The sequence below is a fragment of the Streptomonospora arabica genome (genome assembly GCF_039531585.1).
In the GTDB taxonomy this organism is placed as follows: domain Bacteria; phylum Actinomycetota; class Actinomycetes; order Streptosporangiales; family Streptosporangiaceae; genus Streptomonospora; species Streptomonospora halophila.
In genome coordinates, this window is the sequence record NZ_BAAAQI010000002.1 from 237,507 (window position 1) to 254,105 (window position 16,599).

12 protein-coding genes are annotated in these 16,599 nt (G+C 74.7%); 4 read left to right on the plus strand and 8 right to left on the minus strand.

Annotated features, from left to right (window positions below; translation table 11 throughout):
• Nucleotides 1-35: 35 nt before the first annotated feature.
• Nucleotides 36-2,930 (plus strand): protein kinase domain-containing protein, encoded by a 2,895-nt coding sequence (locus tag ABD284_RS04125; protein WP_344141006.1) that lies wholly within the window; start codon nucleotides 36-38, stop codon nucleotides 2,928-2,930.
• Nucleotides 2,931-3,013: 83 nt separating this feature from the next.
• Here ABD284_RS04125 and ABD284_RS04130 read toward each other — a convergent pair whose 3' ends face one another.
• A complete protein-coding gene (locus ABD284_RS04130; protein WP_344141007.1) occupies nucleotides 3,014-3,535 on the minus strand; it encodes a hypothetical protein in 522 nt (173 codons plus the stop codon).
• 299 nt (nucleotides 3,536-3,834) lie between these two features.
• On the opposite strand from ABD284_RS04130, the gene ABD284_RS04135 reads away from it, so the two are divergent.
• The 3 genes from ABD284_RS04135 to ABD284_RS04145 all read left to right on the plus strand — a co-directional run bounded on the left by ABD284_RS04135 (nucleotide 3,835) and on the right by ABD284_RS04145 (nucleotide 6,634).
• Nucleotides 3,835-4,350, plus strand: a complete 516-nt coding sequence (locus tag ABD284_RS04135) for an acyl-CoA thioesterase (protein WP_344141009.1) — start codon at nucleotides 3,835-3,837, stop codon at nucleotides 4,348-4,350.
• 116 nt (nucleotides 4,351-4,466) lie between these two features.
• Nucleotides 4,467-5,612 (plus strand): zinc-binding dehydrogenase, encoded by a 1,146-nt coding sequence (locus ABD284_RS04140; RefSeq protein ID WP_344141010.1) that lies wholly within the window; start codon nucleotides 4,467-4,469, stop codon nucleotides 5,610-5,612.
• Nucleotides 5,613-6,016: 404 nt separating this feature from the next.
• Nucleotides 6,017-6,634, plus strand: a complete 618-nt coding sequence (locus ABD284_RS04145) for a TetR/AcrR family transcriptional regulator (RefSeq protein WP_344141011.1) — start codon at nucleotides 6,017-6,019, stop codon at nucleotides 6,632-6,634.
• Between the two features lie 133 nt (nucleotides 6,635-6,767).
• Here ABD284_RS04145 and ABD284_RS04150 read toward each other — a convergent pair whose 3' ends face one another.
• The 7 genes from ABD284_RS04150 to ABD284_RS04180 all read right to left on the minus strand — a co-directional run bounded on the left by ABD284_RS04150 (nucleotide 6,768) and on the right by ABD284_RS04180 (nucleotide 16,350).
• Entirely contained in the window at nucleotides 6,768-7,550 is a 783-nt protein-coding gene (locus ABD284_RS04150; RefSeq protein ID WP_344141012.1) for a hypothetical protein, read from the minus strand.
• 56 nt (nucleotides 7,551-7,606) lie between these two features.
• On the minus strand, nucleotides 7,607-8,371 hold the full coding sequence (locus ABD284_RS04155) for an SDR family NAD(P)-dependent oxidoreductase (RefSeq protein ID WP_344141013.1): 765 nt from the start codon (nucleotides 8,369-8,371) through the stop codon (nucleotides 7,607-7,609).
• A 247-nt stretch (nucleotides 8,372-8,618) separates the two neighbouring features.
• Nucleotides 8,619-10,097 carry a mannitol dehydrogenase family protein gene (locus ABD284_RS04160; protein ID WP_344141014.1) on the minus strand — a complete coding sequence of 493 codons (1,479 nt, stop codon included), beginning with the start codon at nucleotides 10,095-10,097 and terminating at the stop codon, nucleotides 8,619-8,621.
• 86 nt (nucleotides 10,098-10,183) lie between these two features.
• The gene (locus tag ABD284_RS04165) at nucleotides 10,184-11,569 is read right to left on the minus strand and encodes an MFS transporter (RefSeq protein WP_344141015.1); all 1,386 of its coding nucleotides are present in this window, start codon (nucleotides 11,567-11,569) and stop codon (nucleotides 10,184-10,186) included.
• A 116-nt stretch (nucleotides 11,570-11,685) separates the two neighbouring features.
• Nucleotides 11,686-12,873 carry an Ldh family oxidoreductase gene (locus ABD284_RS04170; RefSeq protein ID WP_344141016.1) on the minus strand — a complete coding sequence of 396 codons (1,188 nt, stop codon included), beginning with the start codon at nucleotides 12,871-12,873 and terminating at the stop codon, nucleotides 11,686-11,688.
• A gap of 1,908 nt (nucleotides 12,874-14,781) precedes the next feature.
• A complete protein-coding gene (locus ABD284_RS04175; RefSeq protein ID WP_344141017.1) occupies nucleotides 14,782-15,534 on the minus strand; it encodes an IclR family transcriptional regulator in 753 nt (250 codons plus the stop codon).
• A gap of 90 nt (nucleotides 15,535-15,624) precedes the next feature.
• On the minus strand, nucleotides 15,625-16,350 hold the full coding sequence (locus ABD284_RS04180; protein WP_344141018.1) for a response regulator transcription factor: 726 nt from the start codon (nucleotides 16,348-16,350) through the stop codon (nucleotides 15,625-15,627).
• Between the last annotated feature and the right edge of the window lie 249 nt (nucleotides 16,351-16,599).

The following is a 16,599-nucleotide window of genomic DNA, read 5'->3' on the forward strand; positions in this document are numbered from 1 at the left end:
ACGACGGCCGTTCGGCGAAGGACAGGAGGTGCGCCGTGGGTGATGCGCCGAGCCGCGCAGGCGACGCGGTGCTGAACGTGCCCGGGGTGTTCGCGCCGCAGCCGCTGTACTGCGGCGACGACTCCGTGCTCTACCGCGCGAGGCGCAACCCCGGCGGCACCCGGGTCGTCGTCAAGTTCGCCCGCGCCCGCGGGCCCCGCGAGGAGCGCGATGAGATCGAGCTGTGGCGGATGCATTCGTCCAACCGGGGCGTCCACTCGCTGCTCCAGCACGGCACGGCCGGCGACGGCCGCCCGTACGCGGTCATGGAGGACTGCCCCGACGGCGACTACCGGCGCATCCTGGCCGAGCAGGGGCCGGTCGCGGTCGCCGAGGCCGTAGCGGTGGGCACCGCCGTGGCCGGCGCGCTCGCGGCGGTGCACGCGCGCGGGCTGCTGCACCATGCGGTGGCGCCGGAGAACATCCTGCGGGCGCGGTTCGGCCCGGCGCTGATCGACTTCGGTTCGGCGCTGCCCCGCGACCACCCCTTCCCGCCGGCGCACCACCGCGACGGGGCGGTGGAGCACGTTCCGCCGGAGCAGTTGGCCGGCGCGCTTCCGGGACCGGCGTCGGACGTGTACCGGCTCGCCTCCACCGTGTGGACGCTGCTGGCTGGGCACCCGCCGTTCGCCGACGGCGCGGGGGAGGCAGCGGAGGAGGCGCAGCGAGGCGCTCCGGCGGCCTCCTACCGCGTGCGGGTGCTCGGGTCCGCTCCCCCGCGGGTACCGCGCGAGGACGTGCCGGAGCGGATCCAGGACGTTCTGCGCCGCGCGCTGGCCGCCGACCCTGCGGAACGGGTGGGCGATGCGGCCGCCTTCGCGTCGCTGCTGCGCGGCGAGGACGCGGCGGACCCCGCTGAAGCGCCTCCTCCGCTGCCCACCACCCGGCGCCCGGGCCCGCGACCGGACCACCGTCCGCCGCCCGGCACAGCACCGGCGGCGCTGAGCCCCGGCAGGCGCCGCCTCCAGCAGACCGCGGCCGCCGCGGGCACGGGCGTCCGGGACACCGGCGTCCCGGAGCCGCCCGCACACCGGGACACGGCGGTACACCAGGAGCCGGCCGGCGCCGAATCCGTGCCGCCGAACACGCCCGAGCGCGGCACCGGCCCCAGCGCGGATACCCTGCCGCCGCCGTCCGGACCCGACACCGGACCCTGGGCACCACCGCCTCCGGAGCACCACTCCGGCCCCCCGCTACACGCCACTGAAGCCCCCATCGGTGAGCACAAGCACGAGGGACCGCCCGCCGGAACTCGGACCCCGAACGCGCCCGCGGACCAAGCCCACCCCGGCGCCGCACACGCGGACCAGGCCCCACCCGACCCCGCACGCGGTTCCCCGGAGCACCCCGCGGTTCCCGTGCCAGGCACGGCCGAAAACCCCGTGGACGAGCACGGACCCAAGAAGACCCCCGAAGCCGGAATTGGGGCCCCGCCGACCAGGCTCGGGGGCCAGGCCGACCCCGGCGCCGACGGCTGGACACCGCAGACCCCGGAGCGCCCCGCGGTTCCCGCGCTAGGCGTGGCCGAAGGCCCCGTGGGCGAGCACCGGCGCGAAAGACCGGCCGGCGCCGATGCCCTGCCGCCGCAGTCCGGAACCGACACCGGCCCCTGGGCACCTCCGCCCCCGGAGCGCCCCTCCAACGCCCCACTGCACGCCACCGAAACCCCCGTTGAGGGTCACGGGCACGAGGGACCGCCCGCCGCCGGAAGCGGGGCGCCGGGCACGCACGCGGACCCGGCCCCACCCGACTTCGCACGCGGTTCCCCGGAGCACCCCGCAAACCCCCTGCTGGCCACCGACGACCCTTCCAGCGAGCACCGGCGCGAAAGACCGCCCGGCACCGGCCTCCCCTTCCCGGAGCCGCTACCGCCTCCCGTACCGGCGGCGGAGGTCGCCTCGTCACCCGCTTTGTTACCGCACGAGCGGTCGGCGGGCCCGGGGCCCGGGCCCGCCCGTTCCGCAGCGGCGGACGCTCCGGACCGAGACGCGTCCGGCGCCGAAGACTCCCGGCGGCACGCCGGCTCCGCCGCCGGGGCCGACGGGCACAGCCTCCCCGAACCCTCCGGGGACGCCGACGACGCCGCCGTAACCGGGTTGGACGCCGTTCCCGAGCCGCCCTATGCGCTCGATCCCGGGGTCGCACCCGCCACACGGGGTGCGGTGCCGCCGCCCTATGCGTTCGACGGCGGGACGGCCGCCGCACCCGGCGGGACGCCGCCGGGCGTCCCGCCGTGGCAGCGCCCGCCGATCGGCCCCCCGCAGCTCCCTTCCACCGGCGGCCCGCCTCTCGATGCTCTCCTCCCGCCGGTTTCCGGGAACCGCAAGCGACGGCGAGCGGGACGGGTCGCGTTGTACGCGCTGGCGGCGTCGGCCCTTCTTGCGGTGGTCGCCGGCGCGGCGTGGCTGGCCTCTCCGCTGCTGCCGTCCGCGCCGGCGTCCTCCGGGCATCCGCCGGCGGCCGCCGAGGCCTCACCGGAGCCGTCCGCGCCGCCGGCAGGCGGCGGTCCCTTGGCCGCCGACGACGCGGAGGCGGCCGACGCCGCCGAGGACGCCGCACAGGACGCCTCCGACGGCACCGAGCCGAGCGGCGACGCGACCGGCCCGGCCGACATAGCCCCGACCTCGGTCGAGATCCGGGACGGCACGATCAGCGTCGCCCTCTCCTGGGCGGACAGCACCGGCGGCGCGGCAACGCACCATGTCGTCGGCGGCCCGGTCGGCGCTGGCGAGGACTCCGGCATGGCGAGCGTGCCGGCGGGCGAGACCAGTGTCGAGATCACCGGCCTCAACCCGGATGTCGAGTACTGCTTCCGAGTGGTGGCCGTCCAGTCCATCGACCTCGCCGCCGCCTCGAAAGAGGTGTGCACCGACCGCGGTTCTCAGGAGTGAGCCTTCCGGCCCGCCGCACGCGCAGCGCCCCCACGCCACCGCCCCGAAGTGGCGGAGCGTTGCCGGCTCTCCGGGGTCTGCGGCTAAGGAGCGAGGGTCGCGGCGGCGGCTCGGTCGCAGGCGGCGGTGATCTCGGCGAGCGCCTGCTGCGCCTTCTTCGGCAGCCGCACGCGGTCGGCTTCGGCGACGTCGACCTGGCGCAGGCCCGCGACGAAGGGAATGCGGACGAGGGCACTCGCGTGCCGCCCGGCGCGGCTCAGCAGGTCGGCGGCTGCACGGGGCTCGGGGCCCGAGCCGTCCGCGACCACGGCCACAGCGGCGATCGCCGCCCCGCTCGCGGCCACGTGGTCGGCGACCTCGGCGGCGCGGGCGGCGGCCGCGACGCTGTCACGGGTGACCAGGACCAGCGGACGGCCGAACGTGTCGATCTCGCTGCGCTCCACCGAGTAGGTCCCCAGCTCCCACGGGGTCCTCAGCAGGATGCGCAGCGTGGTGGTCCCGGCGCCGCCGTGGCAGCCGAGCAGGACCGGCTCGCGGGCCCAGTCCGGCAGTCCCGCGGCGCCGTCGCTCCCGGCCGCACCGCGGTCGCTCCGGCCGTGTGCCATGCCATCACCGTCCATCGTCGCAAGCGGCGCGCCGGATGCCCGGCCGCCGGGGTTGGCGTCCGGCCCGCGGCCGACACACCGCCTTCTACCCCAACGCCGAGTGCCGCGCAAGAGCGGCCGTCCGGCGCCCTGCTCGACCGCCCTCCGCCCTCCTTGCTTGGTCTCCTCGCCGCCTCCTCCCGTCGGCCCTTCTGGGGGCACCGCGCCGGCGCCGCCGACTCCCCGCGTGAACGTCGCCCGCGGGCACGCGATACGGTACATACCATGCGGTATGTCGCGATGCTGGACGGGGGTGACCGGTGGACACTGCCGACGACGCCGCCGGTGCGGGGACCGGCGCTGCGGGCGGGGCCGCGCCGGAATACGCCCACTGGACGGAGATCCCCACGCGGTGGGCCGACAACGACGCCTATGGCCACATGAACAACACGGTCCACTACGAGTTCATGGACACCGCCATCAACACCTGGCTCATCGAGCAGGGCGGGCTGGACTACCGGGGCGGCGAGGTCATCGGCCTGTGCGTGGAGTCGCAGTGCTCCTACACCGCCGAGATCGGCTTCCCCGAGGTCCTGGCCGTCGGGTTGGCGGTCGCCCGCCTGGGCACCTCCTCGGTCCACTACCGGGTAGGGCTCTACCGCAGTGACCGGCGCTCCGTGGTGGCCGAAGGGCGCTTCGTGCACGTCTTCGTCGACCGGGGGACCCGCAGGCCGGTCCCCGTCGAGGGCCGGCTGCGCGCCGCGCTGAAGGAACTGGAGCGGCCCGAGAAGCCTGAGAGAACCGAGAGACCCGCCAAGCCCGAGGAACCGGGGTAGCCGGCGAAGCCGCGGACGGGCGGGGACGCGCGTCCGCCTCGGACGCGCCCGAGGTGAACGGCACCCGAGGACCGGCGGCAGCCGGTCCGCGATGACCCGGTGAAGTGGAGGAGCCCGTGAACGCATCCGCCCCCGCGGCCGTGCGCGCCGCCGTCCTGGAGGAGATCGGCGCCGACGCCCCCTACGCCCGCTCGCGCCCGCTGCGGGTGCGCGAGCTCGGACTCGCCCCGCCCGGCCCCGGCGAGCTGCTGGTGCGCATCCGCGCCGCCGGGCTCTGCCACTCCGACCTGTCGGTGGTCAACGGCGACCGGCCGCGCCCGGTGCCCATGGTGCTCGGCCACGAGGCGGCGGGCGAGGTGGTGGCGCTCGGTGCCGGTGCCGGGGACCGGTTCGCCGCCGGCGACCACGTGGTGCTCTACTTCGTCGCCCCCTGCGGGGGCTGCCCCCGCTGCCTGGAGGGCCGCCCGGCGCTGTGCGTCCGCGGCGCCGCCGCGAACAACGCCGGCGACCTCGTGGGCGGGGGCAGGCGCTGGCGCGGCCCCGACGGCGAGCGGCCCGCCCATCACCTGGGGGTCTCGGCCTTCGCCGAGTACGCGGTCGTCTCCGCCGACTCCGCGGTGCGCGTGGACGCCGACCTGCCCTTCGAGGTCGCCGCGCTGTTCGGGTGCGCGGTGCTGACGGGCGTCGGCGCCGCCCTGAAGGCGGCCGATGTGCGGCCGGGCGAGCGGGTGGCGGTGTTCGGCCTGGGCGGAGTGGGGCTGTCGGCGCTGCTGGGCGCGAACGTGGCGGGCGCCGCGCAGATCATCGGGATCGACCCCGTCGCCGCCAAGCGCGAGCTGGCGGCCCGCCTGGGCGCCGCGGAACGGCTTCCGGGCGGCCCGGACGCGGTGGACGAGGTGCGCGAGCTGACGGGCGGCGGCGCCGACAAGGTCGTCGACACCACGGGCAGCGCCGACGTGCTGGCGCAGGCGTACCTGGCCGCGCGGCCAGGCGGCACCACGGTCACCGTCGGGCTGCCGCATCCCGACCGGCACGTGTCGATCCCGGCGGTGACGCTGGCGGCCCAGGAGCGCACGCTGCGCGGCAGCTATCTGGGATCAGGGGTGCCCGCCCGCGACATCCCCGCCTACATCGCGCTGTACCGCCGCGGGCTGCTGCCGGTCACCGAACTGCTGTCGGGCCGCCTGCGGCTGGACGAGGTCAACGAGGGCTTCGACCGCCTCGCCTCGGGCGAGGCCGTCCGGCAGGTGGTCGAGCTGTAGGCCGCCGCCGGACGGCCGGCCGCCGCCCCGCGGGGCGGCGGCGGGCGTGCCCACGGCCGCCCGGCGCAACAAGCCCCGGCGGGCCGGAAGCGACGACGTCCGCACAGCGGTGGAAGGCCACTCCCGACCGGCCGATGCCGAGATCCCGCCCGGGCCGGCGGCTCCTGCTCGGGCCGGAGGTCCGGGGCAGGCCGAGGCCGTGCGGCGGCGACCCGACCGCTCCGCCCGGCCGCGCGCCCCCTCCGTCGGCGCACTCACGCGCCCGATCGCGCCCGCGTACGCCGCGTGCCGTGTTCCGCGCGACGCGAATCGAGCGCCGGCACTCCTTCGCTACCGTGGATCCGCACGCAGCCAGCTCCGGGGCGTCGCCGCTGCACGCAGCCCCGCGGACCGGAAGGGCGCACATGGCACGCAGGACGGGCCCACGCACGGGCGGGCGCGCGGGCGCCTGGCAGTGGAGCCGCACCACCCGCACCCGCAGCGTCCTGCTGGAGGCCGCCCGGGAGGTCTTCTCGGCGAAGGGCTTCGCCGATGCCGGGGTGGCCGACGTGGTCGAGCGCGCGGGTTCCAGCGTGGGCAGCCTCTACCACCACTTCGGCGGCAAGACCGAGCTTTTCCTTGCGCTGTGGGAGGACCAGCAGGCCTACGACGAGGAGCAGGCGGGCACCGCCGTGGCCCGAGCGCGCGCGGACGGCGAGGACGACCCGCTCGAACTCTTCATCGCGGGCGCCCGCGCCTTCCTGGAGGGGTCCTGGCAGCGGCGGGACGTGGGCCTGCTGCTGCTCGCCGGCGACGGTCCGCCCGGGTTCGACATGCTGCGCCGCGGCCGCAACCGCGAGTGGGTGCGCCAGAACTCGGCGCTGCTGCAGGCCGGCGACTCCGCACTGGAGCGGCTCACCGTCAGCGTCTTGACCGCGGTCATCGGCGAGGCGCGCCGCGAGATCGTCGTCGCCGACTCCCGCGACGAGGCCGACCGGCTCATCGAAGCCACCGTCGACCTGATCCGCCGCCTCGGCGATTAGCCCCGGACGGCGGTCGCGGCAGCAGGACTCCCCCACCGCGGCACCGCGTGCCAGAGCGCACCGGCGAGCACCCCGGCCGACGACCGCCGATCCCCCACCACGCCCCTTCCGCAGCCGCCGCGGTGCGGACCGGCTACTCGGCGCCGTCGCCGTCCTCCAAGCGCACCAGCAGCGCATCGGCCAACACGCGACGGTTGCGGCCGAAGTCGTACTTGCCCTTGCCGGCCAGCACAGCGGCGGCGAGTCGCGGGCGCTGCTCCGGGGCGAGGGTGTCGGCCATCTCGTCGGCGAGCAGGAGTGCGTGGTACTGCTCGAAGGCGCTTCCGGCCTCCTCGACCAGCGGCAGGAGCGCCTCGAAGTCGCGCAGACGCGGGTCGGCCTGCATCATGCCCAGGGCGGTGACGCGCCGCTCCTCGTCGGCCGAACGCAGCCAACCGCGCACCTGCCCGGGGTCGGTCGATCCCGAGCGGGCCACACCGCGAGCCCGTTCGACGATCTCCTCCATGGCGGCGGTCCGGACGGGCCCGGACGGCATGGTTCGCCGGGTCGACCGGTAGTCGGCCGCAATGGTGCCGGCGGTCTTCATCAGCGCACGCGCCTCATCGCGCAGTCTGTCGCCTGCGGCGGTGTCCCCGCGCTGGTCGGACTCCTCGGCCAGCGCGTACTTCTCCGCCGCAGCGGCGCGCAGCCGAAGGTTCGCTCCGCCGAACTCCAGGGTGTCGATGCGGTCACCGAAGAGCGCGAGCACCAGCAGCACACCGCCGAACAGGATCAGTGCGGCCGCGCCGGTGCCGTTCTCGGTCGTGAACACCGCGACGGCGCCGAGCCCGAACGAGGTCAGTCCGAGCGCGGCCATCAGCGCCCGGACAATGCGGGACATCGAGCCGGAGGGGTCGGAGGGAGTCGACGGGGGCAACGCGTCTCCTCGGGGCGAGGGAGGGGGCGCTCCATGGTCCCACCCCGGGGCGCCGGTCAGTAGAGCACGTGCTTGCCGCCGTCGATCACCACGGTTTCGCCCGTGACGGCGTCCATTTCCAGCATGGCCAGCAGGGAGCGGGCCACCTGCTCGGGCTGGGTGGTGGCACGGAGGGGGACGACCTCGCGCTCCTCGCGGCTGAACGCGGCGAAGCCCTCCTCGCCGCGCAGGTCCGTCTGCCAGCGGGTGGCGACCGTACCCGGAGCGACCGCGTTGACGCGCACATCGGGCGCCAGCGCCGCGGCGAGGGCACGGGTGAGCTGCTCCAGCGCGGCCTTGCTGACGCCGTAGGCGATCGACGAACCTCCCGCGCGGAAGGCCGAGATGGACGAGGTGCTGACGATCGCGCCGCCCGCCTCCCGCAGTGGGCGCTCCAGCGCGCGGGCGCACCGGAAGGCGCCGACCACGTTGACGTCGAGGATCTCGTGCCAGATCTCGTCGGTCAGTCCGGCGAGGTCCTCCGCCGGCACGGCGCGGGTGGTTCCGGCATTGTTGACCAGCGCGTTCACTCGTCCGAAGCGCTCCACAGCGCGGGCGGCCATCGCCTCGACCGCAGCGGTGTCGGCGACGTCGGCCCGCACGGGCAGTGCCGGTACGTTGCAGGCCTCCACCTCTCCGGCGGTGTCCTCGGCCTCCTGGGCCGACCGGGCGTAGGTCAGCACGACTCCGGCGGCACCGCGCCGGGCCGCCTCAAGACACACCGACCGCCCGATCCCCGTTCCGCCGCCGGTGACGACGACGACAGCGCCTTCGATCCGCATCCGCTCCTCCTCGCTCCGACTGCTCGGTGACTCGGGACTTGGTGAGCTGGTGGCTCGGTGGTCGGTCTCGCTCCGCTCGACGCCTCACCGATCGGCGCTTCGCCGGCCGACGCCCGCTGACCACTCCACGCCGCCCGACCCGCACACCCGTCCCCGGCACCGGCCGCCCTTACCCCATACGCACCCTGCGCACCGGGCCCGCCTCCGGCGATCCCGCCTGCGCTCCCGCCTCTCCCTGCCATCCCGGCTATCCCGCGGCCTCCTGGACCGCCGCGTGGACGCCCCGCACCTCCACCGTGCGCAGGGCCTCGGCGACCCGGTCGCCGACATCTGGCCGCGAACCCGACTCCTCCGACAGCCCGTACAGGCGCTCGCGCAGCAGGTCGACGGCCTCGGTGGCGTAGCGGGCGGGCGCGAGTTCCGCGGCGATCTCCTCCGAGACCGGGTCCAGCCGCGGGCGGGCGCCGACGGGCACGCGCAGCAGGTGCACCCATGCGGCGATCGCCAGGCATGTCAGATGCGGGTCCTCGCCGCGGCGCACGTGCTCGGCGGCCGGCGCGACGAGGCGCTGGGGAAGCTTGCCGATGCCCTGCTGGGCGATCTTGGCGAGCTGGTGGCGCAGGTTCGGATTGCCCAGGCGCGCCAGCAGCGCGTCGAACTCGGGCGGGCTGCCGCCGGCCGCCGCGGCGCTGGGCGCAAGCTCGTCGCGGTAGAGCGCGCGCAGATAGCGGCGCAGGTCCAGGCGGCCCACCGCCTCGGTGACCGTCTCGGCACCCAGCAGCAGCCCCAGGCACGCCGTCGCGGACAGGGGGGCGTTGACGCAGCGCAGCTTGACCGTCTCGTAGGGACCGACGTCGGGGGTGAACTGGACGCCCACGCGATCCCAGGCCGGTCGCGGACCCGCGAAGGCGTCCTCGACCACCCACGAGCGGTGCTGCTCGCCGACCACCGCGGCGGCGTCGGCGACGCCCAGCGCCTCGGCGACCCGGTCCAGGTCGGCCTGCTCAGTGGCGGGTACGACCTGGTCGACCACCGTCGAGCAGAACGCCACCCGCTCGCCGACCCACTCCAGCAAGGGGGCGGCCTCGCTCTCGGGCAGCATCTCGCAGAAGGACTCGACCAGCCCGCGCAGCAGCCTTCCGTTGCGCGGCAGGTTGTCGCAGGGCAGCACGGTCAGCGACTCGGCACCCGCGCGGCTGCGCGCCTGCAGGCCGCGCACGAGCTGTCCCACGGCGGTGCGCGGTGCGCGCCCGAGCGCATCCGCGGCGGTCTCGGGGTCGTCCGATGCCAGGCGGCCGGTGGCGGGGTCGTGGCGGTAGCCGCCCTCGGTGACGGTCAGGGTGACGACGCGGGTGGCCTGCGCCGCGAGGGCGGCCGCCAGCCGCTCAGGCTCGTCCAGCGCCGACACGGTGTCGGTGATCGCACCGACCGCGCGGACCCGGTCGGCGCCGTCGGCCGCCCGCTCGGTGACGGTGTAGAGGTTGTCCTGGCCGCGCAGCGCCTCCACCGTCGACCGGCCGCGCGAGGCGGCGGCGCAGATCCCCCAGTCGCCGGGCTCGGCCGCCATGGCGAGCTGGGTGAACACGGCCTGGTGCGCCCGGTGGAAGGCGCCGGGCCCCAGGTGCACGATCCCGGTTCCGGTCCCGGGCGGCGGCAGCTCGGCCGTGAGCTCGGTGGGCAGCAGCCCGCGGGCGGCGCGGTTCAGCCGCGGCGTCGCCGTCGTCATGGTCACCTCCGCATCAACGCTTCGTCCGTGGGGAGCGGCCGGGCACCCCGCCCGGCCGCTCCCCGGCGCCCCGCTACCCGCGCCCGCTACTCGGCCGACGGTTGCCGGTCGCTGCGCCAGGAGGCCGAGACGATGCTCGTCTGGTCGGTCTCGAAGGCGGCGATGTCGATCTCCCGGGTCTCGCGGGAGAAGATGAACGCGACCAGCGACACCGCCGCCGCGCCGATCATCAGCAGCGCCACCAGCCACGGGTCGCCGCCGGAACGGGCGAGCAGCGCGGTCGCCGCGACCGGTGAGAACCCGGCGATGGCCGCACCGATCTCGCGGGAGGCGGCGAAGCCGGTGTAGCGCACTCCGGCGCCGAACAGCTCGGCGTAGAACGCCGGCTGCACCGCGATCATAGGTGCCACGCCCAGAGTGGTCGCGATGAGCAGTGCCGACCAGATCACCACGGGCTCGCCGGTGTTGAGCATCAGGAAGAACGGATAGGCGAACGCGGCGGTGAACAGGACGCTGAAGATGTTCAGCGGCCGCCGCCCGATGCGGTCCGACAGTGCGCCGAAGACCGGCTGCAGCAGGATGACGGCGATTCCGAACGTGATGACGCCGGTCAGCGCCACCCAGCGCGGCTGGTCCAGCTGGGTGGTGAGGTAGGAGACGCTGAACGTCGCGAAGATGTAGACGACCGCTGTGTCGCAGATGTGCGCGCCGATGCCGACCAGGAAGCTGCCGGGGTAATTGCGCAGCGCCTGCACGATCGGGACCTTGACGGTGGTGCGCTTCTGCACCGCCCGCAGGAAGACCGGCGACTCGGCCACGCGCAGCCGAAGGTACAGCGACACCCCGATCAGCAGGAAGCTGAGCAGGAACGGCACCCGCCAGCCCCACGACATCAGCGCGTCGTCCGGCAGGAAGCCCACGATCAAAAAGACCACGGTGCCCAGTACCAGGCCGATCTGCACGCCGGTCTGCGCGAACGAGCCGAAGAACCCGCGCCTTCCGGCAGGGGCGTGCTCGGAGAGCAGCGTGGAGGCGCCCCCGAACTCCGCGCCGGCGCCCAGCCCCTGGCAGATGCGCAGCAAGGTCAGCAGCACCGGAGCCCACAGCCCGATCTGGGGGTAGGTGGGCAGCAGCCCGATGATGCCGGTGGACAGGCCCATCACCAGAGTGGTGATGACCAGGGTCGTGCGCCGGCCGAGCACGTCGCCGATGTGGCCGAAGACGAACCCGCCCAGCGGCCGGAAGACGAAGCCCACGCCGAAGCTGGCGAAGGCGACGAGCGTGCCGACGGCCGGGTCGGCGTCGGTGAAGAACAGCGCGTTGAAGACGAGGGCGGCGGCTGTGCCGTAGATGAAGAAGTCGTACCACTCCAGCGCCGTGCCCACGAGAGACGCGAGGACGACGCGCCGCATGTGCTCGGGTGACGTCGCGGGGATGTTGTCCGGGGTCCTCGCCCCGTCCTGGTCGGTCATGGCGGTTGCTCCGTCTCTCCCCCGTATTCGGTCGTGGCCGGGGTCGGCGTTCGCCGACCGGGGGCGCCCCGCGGGGCGCGGCGGGCCGACCGGGTGCGGCCCGGTCGGCCGGTGATTCACCGTGGTGACTGCTCGGGCGGGTCGGCGGCGGGGCCGCCGCCCGCCCGCGGATCGGCGGTCCGGTGTCCGCCGGAGCGGTCGGGCACCAGGGCGTTCAGCTCCTCCCATACCGAGGAGGGGACGGGGATGCCGTTCTCGGCCCGCTCGGCGCGGGCGCGCCGTTCGACGTCGCCGGGCACGAGCACCTCGTCGGCGCCTTCGGCCGCGGGTGTGCTGCGCAGCTCGGCGCAGAAGTCCTCGACCTGGGCGCGGAAGGCGTCGGCGGGCATGAACCGCGCGGGGTCGATGCCGACGAGGACCGTGCCGTTGTCGCCGCTGTAGCCGGGCAGGCAGGAGATCCCGCCGCCGGAGAGCAGGCCGCCGACCGCCTCGATCATCACGCTGAGGCCGTAGCCCTTGTGCCCCGCGAAGGGCAGCAGGGCACCGCCCTGGTAGAAGTCGGCGGGCTGAGTGGAGACGCGCCCGGCGGAGTCCATCAGCACGCCTTCGGGCGCGCGCTCGCCGCGGGCGCGGGCCATGGCGAGCTTGCCCTCCGCGACGGCGGATGTGGCCCAGTCCATCACCACGGTCCCCTCCCCTGCACCGTCGCCGGCCGGGCCGCAGGGCAGCGCCCAGGCCAGCGGGTTGGTGCCGAGCCTGCGCTCACGCCCGCCGAACGGGGCCACCGTGGGGTCGACGTTGCACAGCGCGATGCCGATGTAGCCGGACTCGGCAAGGGACTCGACGTACTCGCCGAGCCGGCCGATGTGGTTGCAGTCGCGGACTGCGGCGATGCCGATTCCGTGGCCCTCGACGACACCGTTCAGCGCCCGAACGGCGGCGGCCGCGGCGACTTGCCCGAACGCGCGGTGTCCGCGGACGGTCAGCACCGCGCCGTCGGCGGGCTCGACCTCGGGCACGGCGCCGGGCTCGATCCGCCCCAGGTCCACCGCGCGGGCGTAGATGGGCAGCCGCCGGACACCGTGGGAGTCGTGGCCGACCAGGTTGGAGTCGACGAGGGACGCCGCCACCGCAAGCGCGGTGCCGCGCGGTGCGCCCATGTTCAGGAGCGCGGCCTCGGCGAGTTCGGTCAGCTCGCCCGAAGACACGATGCGCGTCGGCCCCTCGTCGGCGCCGCCCGAGCCGGCGCCGACACCGGCGTCCATCCAGTCGGCCGCGCTCGGCCGGTCTCCCCCGCTGTGCACAGGCTTTCCGTCCCTTCGAGAGGCTCTGCGTCCTTTCGTTTCATTGAATGAAACGGCGTTCCACTGCGTTCCACGCATATTCGCATAGGTGTGACGAGATGTGAAGGGGGTCACACGACATGACATCGGCACCGGCGGTGGAGGGGTGGGGCGTTGGGCCCGCGGGGAGCGGTTCGGGTGCTCGCCGGTTGCGCATCCGACGAGGGCAGCAAGGGCGGTAGAGGGTTGGTCCCGCGGAGACCGGTCCGGGTTCTTCCGGATGCGCGTGCGACGCGAGGGCAGCAACGGCGGCAGAAGGTTGCGCCCGCGCTCATCAGTTCGGGCGCCCGCCGGTTGCGCACCCGGCGAGGGCAACAAGGACGGCAGAACGTTGCGCCCGCGAAGATCGGTTCGGATACCCGCCGGTTGAGCATGGGACGGGGCGGCGAGGGCGACGGGGGCCGCCCCGCGACCACCGGTCCGGGCGCCGGACGGTGACGCGCGCAACGAAGCAGCGAACGCGGCACAGGGTTGTGCCCGCGGAGATCGGTTCGGGTGCTCGCCGGTTGCGCGTCCGACGTGGGCGGCGAGGGCGGTGAGTGGTTCGGCCCGCGACCACCGGTCCGGGCGACTGCCGGTGGCGCGCGCGGCGACGGGCCGCGGGCGAGAGCTCTGGGCCGACTGGAGTGGACATTTCGGATATACGGGGCGGGGGTGGTCCCGCGGATACGCGATGCCCGCTCGAACCAGCGGGCTGCACCGCCACTCGGCTTGGATTCCGCAATTCGGAAATTTGTGCGGCGTTTTGTCCTATTCATCCCGGTTTCCAGGCTGGCATGCAGGCCCACACGGCGACGAGACCGCCGAAAACCGCACTTTGGGGCCCTCAGGGCTGCATCCGGCGGGGTTCGTCGCTCTCGGCGACGCCGCGGACCTCCCCAAGCGGGGTGCAAACCGGGCAATCCGGCGGAAATCCTCTCGGGTGAAGGCGTGCTGCGGCGTGCCAGAAGGCCGCGGAGTGCATCAGGGCAGTCTCGTCGCACGGCAGACCGAAGCGCCGCTCCCTAATGCCCGCTTTGTCGCACCCGTGTGGCCCACATCAAGGGATCGGCCGCCCCGCCGCACCGGCGGGTTCCGCACCGGCGCCGGCGGCAACATCTGATCGCCGCCTCGCCCCCTCCCGCCCGTGCTGCCCGCGTTACGTCGGCCACCGGCGAGCGCCCGAACCGATCACCGCGGGCCCCCAACCACCCACCGCCCTCGCTGCCCCCGTCGGACGCGCAATCAGCGAGCACCCGAACCGGTGATCGCGGGTCCCGCCATCTGCGACCTCGCTGCCGACGTCTACCGCGATCGCGAGCTGAGCCAACAACCACCCTCGCCGCCCCGTCCCGTGCGCAACCGGCAATAGCCCGAACCGATCACCGCAAGCCCAACCACACACCACCCTCGCTGCCCACGCCGAGTGCGCAACCGGCGAGCACGCCCAGCCGATCACCGCAGGCCCCCACCCTCCGCCGCCCTTGCTGCTCCCGTCGCGTGCGCAACCGGCGGGCGTCCGGACCGGTGATCGCGGGTCCCGCCATCTGCGCCCTCGCTGCCCTCGTTGCGTCGGCCACCGGCAATCACCCGAACCGATGACCACAGGCGCAACCACCCACCACCCTCGCCGCCGACATCTGGCGCGCAACCGGCGAGCGCCCGAACCGATAGGCGCTGGCCCAACCACCCATCACCCTCGCCGCCCCGTCCCGTGCGCAATCAGCGAGCACCCGAACCGGTGATCGCGGGCGCAACCCCCACCGCCCTCACTGCCCTCGTTGCATCGGCCACCGGCAATCACCCGAACCGATCACCGCAGACCCAACCACCCACCACCCTCCCCGCCCCCGTCACGGGCGCGATCGGCGGTGGCGGTGGCGGTGGCGGTCAAGGCGTACCCAGGAGGGCGGAGATCTCGCGGGCCGCTGCGGCGACCTGGTCGCCGCGCCAGGCGGCGGTGCCCTCTGTGGGCACGTGCACCAGCGCCGCGGCGCTCACGCCGCCCACGACCTCTCCCGTGTAGTCGGTGATCGCCGCGCCGACGGCGCGCACGCCGGTCTCGTTCTCCTCGCGGTCCTCCGCGTAGCCCCGCGCGCGCACTGCCTCCAACTCGGCGAGGAGGCTGTCCTCGTCGCAGATGGTGTCGGGTGTGCGGCGGGGCATGCCGGCGCGCTGAAGCAGCGCATGCACGCGGTCGTCGGGCATGTGCGCCAGCATCGCCTTGCCGACCGACGTACTGTGCAGCCACAGCTGCATGCCCACCCGCGAGGCCAAGTGGTAGGGCTTGGTGCCCTCCAGCTTGGCGGCGTAGACGGCCTCGTCCCCGGTCAGCAGCGCCAGGTGCACCGTCCACTCGGTGCTCTGCTGGAGGCGCGAGAGCACGGGGTAAGCGTGCTGGGGCAGGTCGAGCCGGCGCATGTAGCGCCCGGCCAGCGAGAGAACGCGCGGCCCGCCCGTGTAGTGGCCCTGGCCGTCGGTGCGCACGAAGTCGCGCGCCACCATCCGCTGCAGGATCCGGTGCACCGTGGGCTTGGGCAGCTCCGTGGCCGCTGCGATGTCGGCCAGCCGCGACGTGTGCGCCAGCGCCTCCAGGACGTCCAGCGTCCGGTCCGTCACCGTCTCCTTCTCACGCCCCTGCATACCCCGATTATCCGCACACCCGGCAACCGCCACCGACCGCACCGCCGCCGCACTGCCGCACCGCCGGCGGGCCGGCGGTGCCGGGAGCGCTTAGCGGGTGCCGTCGCCCCCGGGTTCCGCGTCGTCGTGCTCGGGGATCAGGCCCGCATCATGGACCAGCAGCGCGACCTGCACGCGGTTGTTCAGGTCGAGCTTGGCCAGGATGCGGGAGACGTGGGTCTTGACCGTGGGCACGCTCAGGTGCAGGGACGCGCCGATCTCGGCGTTGGAGCGGCCCTCGGCGACGGCCACGGCGACCTCGCGTTCGCGCTCGTTGAGTGAGCGCAGCCGCTCGCGCGCCCGCTCCCGGCGCCGACCGCGCCCGTCGTCGCCGGTGGCGTGCGTGATCAGGCGGCGGATCACCGACGACGACAGCACCGGCTGCCCCTGGGACACCCGGCGCACCGCCTCGACGATCTCGGAGGGCGGCGTGTCCTTGAGCACGAACCCGGCTGCGCCCGCTCCCAGCGCACGCAGCACGTGCTCGTCGGCGTCGAAGGTGGTGAGGACGACGACCTCGGGCGCGGCGGGCCGGGCGCGCAGCGCCTCGGTGGCCGCGAGCCCGTCCACCGCCGGCATCCGGATGTCCATCAGCACGACGTCGGGCCGCAGGCCGGCGACCATCTCCGCGACGGCGGCGCCGTCCCCCGCCTCTCCCACAACCTCCAGGTCGGGCGCGCCGCCGAGCATCATCCTCAGCCCGGCGCGCAGCAGCGGGTCGTCATCGACGATCAGCACGCGGATCTTCGCGGCGTCCGAGTCAGCGGGGGCCGTCATACCGCCAGCCTAGGGCGACGGCGCGGGACGCCGTGCGAGAACCCGCCCCCTTAACCCGCCCCCTTGCGCGTCGACTGGACCGGTTGTGCCCACTCCGCGGCCACCGACCCGTCTGACCGGCTCCTTACTCCGCGGCCACCGACCCGCCTGACCGGCTCCTCACTCCCCCCTCACCCCGCGTCCTCTGGACTCACCCGCGGAATATGGTTTAAGATTCAACTGTTTTCGGGGATGTAGTCCAAAGGACAA

What these genes read in the sequence shown, in the direction of transcription:
- ABD284_RS04180 (WP_344141018.1), bottom strand. Translation starts at nt 16,350, where the DNA reads ATGACGGCCCCCGCTGACTCGGACGCCGCGAAGATCCGCGTGCTGATC.
- ABD284_RS04130 (WP_344141007.1), bottom strand. Translation starts at nt 3,535, where the DNA reads ATGGCACACGGCCGGAGCGACCGCGGTGCGGCCGGGAGCGACGGCGCC.
- ABD284_RS04160 (WP_344141014.1), bottom strand. Translation starts at nt 10,097, where the DNA reads ATGACGACGGCGACGCCGCGGCTGAACCGCGCCGCCCGCGGGCTGCTG.
- ABD284_RS04165 (WP_344141015.1), bottom strand. Translation starts at nt 11,569, where the DNA reads ATGACCGACCAGGACGGGGCGAGGACCCCGGACAACATCCCCGCGACG.
- ABD284_RS04175 (WP_344141017.1), bottom strand. Translation starts at nt 15,534, where the DNA reads ATGCAGGGGCGTGAGAAGGAGACGGTGACGGACCGGACGCTGGACGTC.
- ABD284_RS04155 (WP_344141013.1), bottom strand. Translation starts at nt 8,371, where the DNA reads ATGCGGATCGAAGGCGCTGTCGTCGTCGTCACCGGCGGCGGAACGGGG.
- ABD284_RS04145 (WP_344141011.1), top strand. Translation starts at nt 6,017, where the DNA reads ATGGCACGCAGGACGGGCCCACGCACGGGCGGGCGCGCGGGCGCCTGG.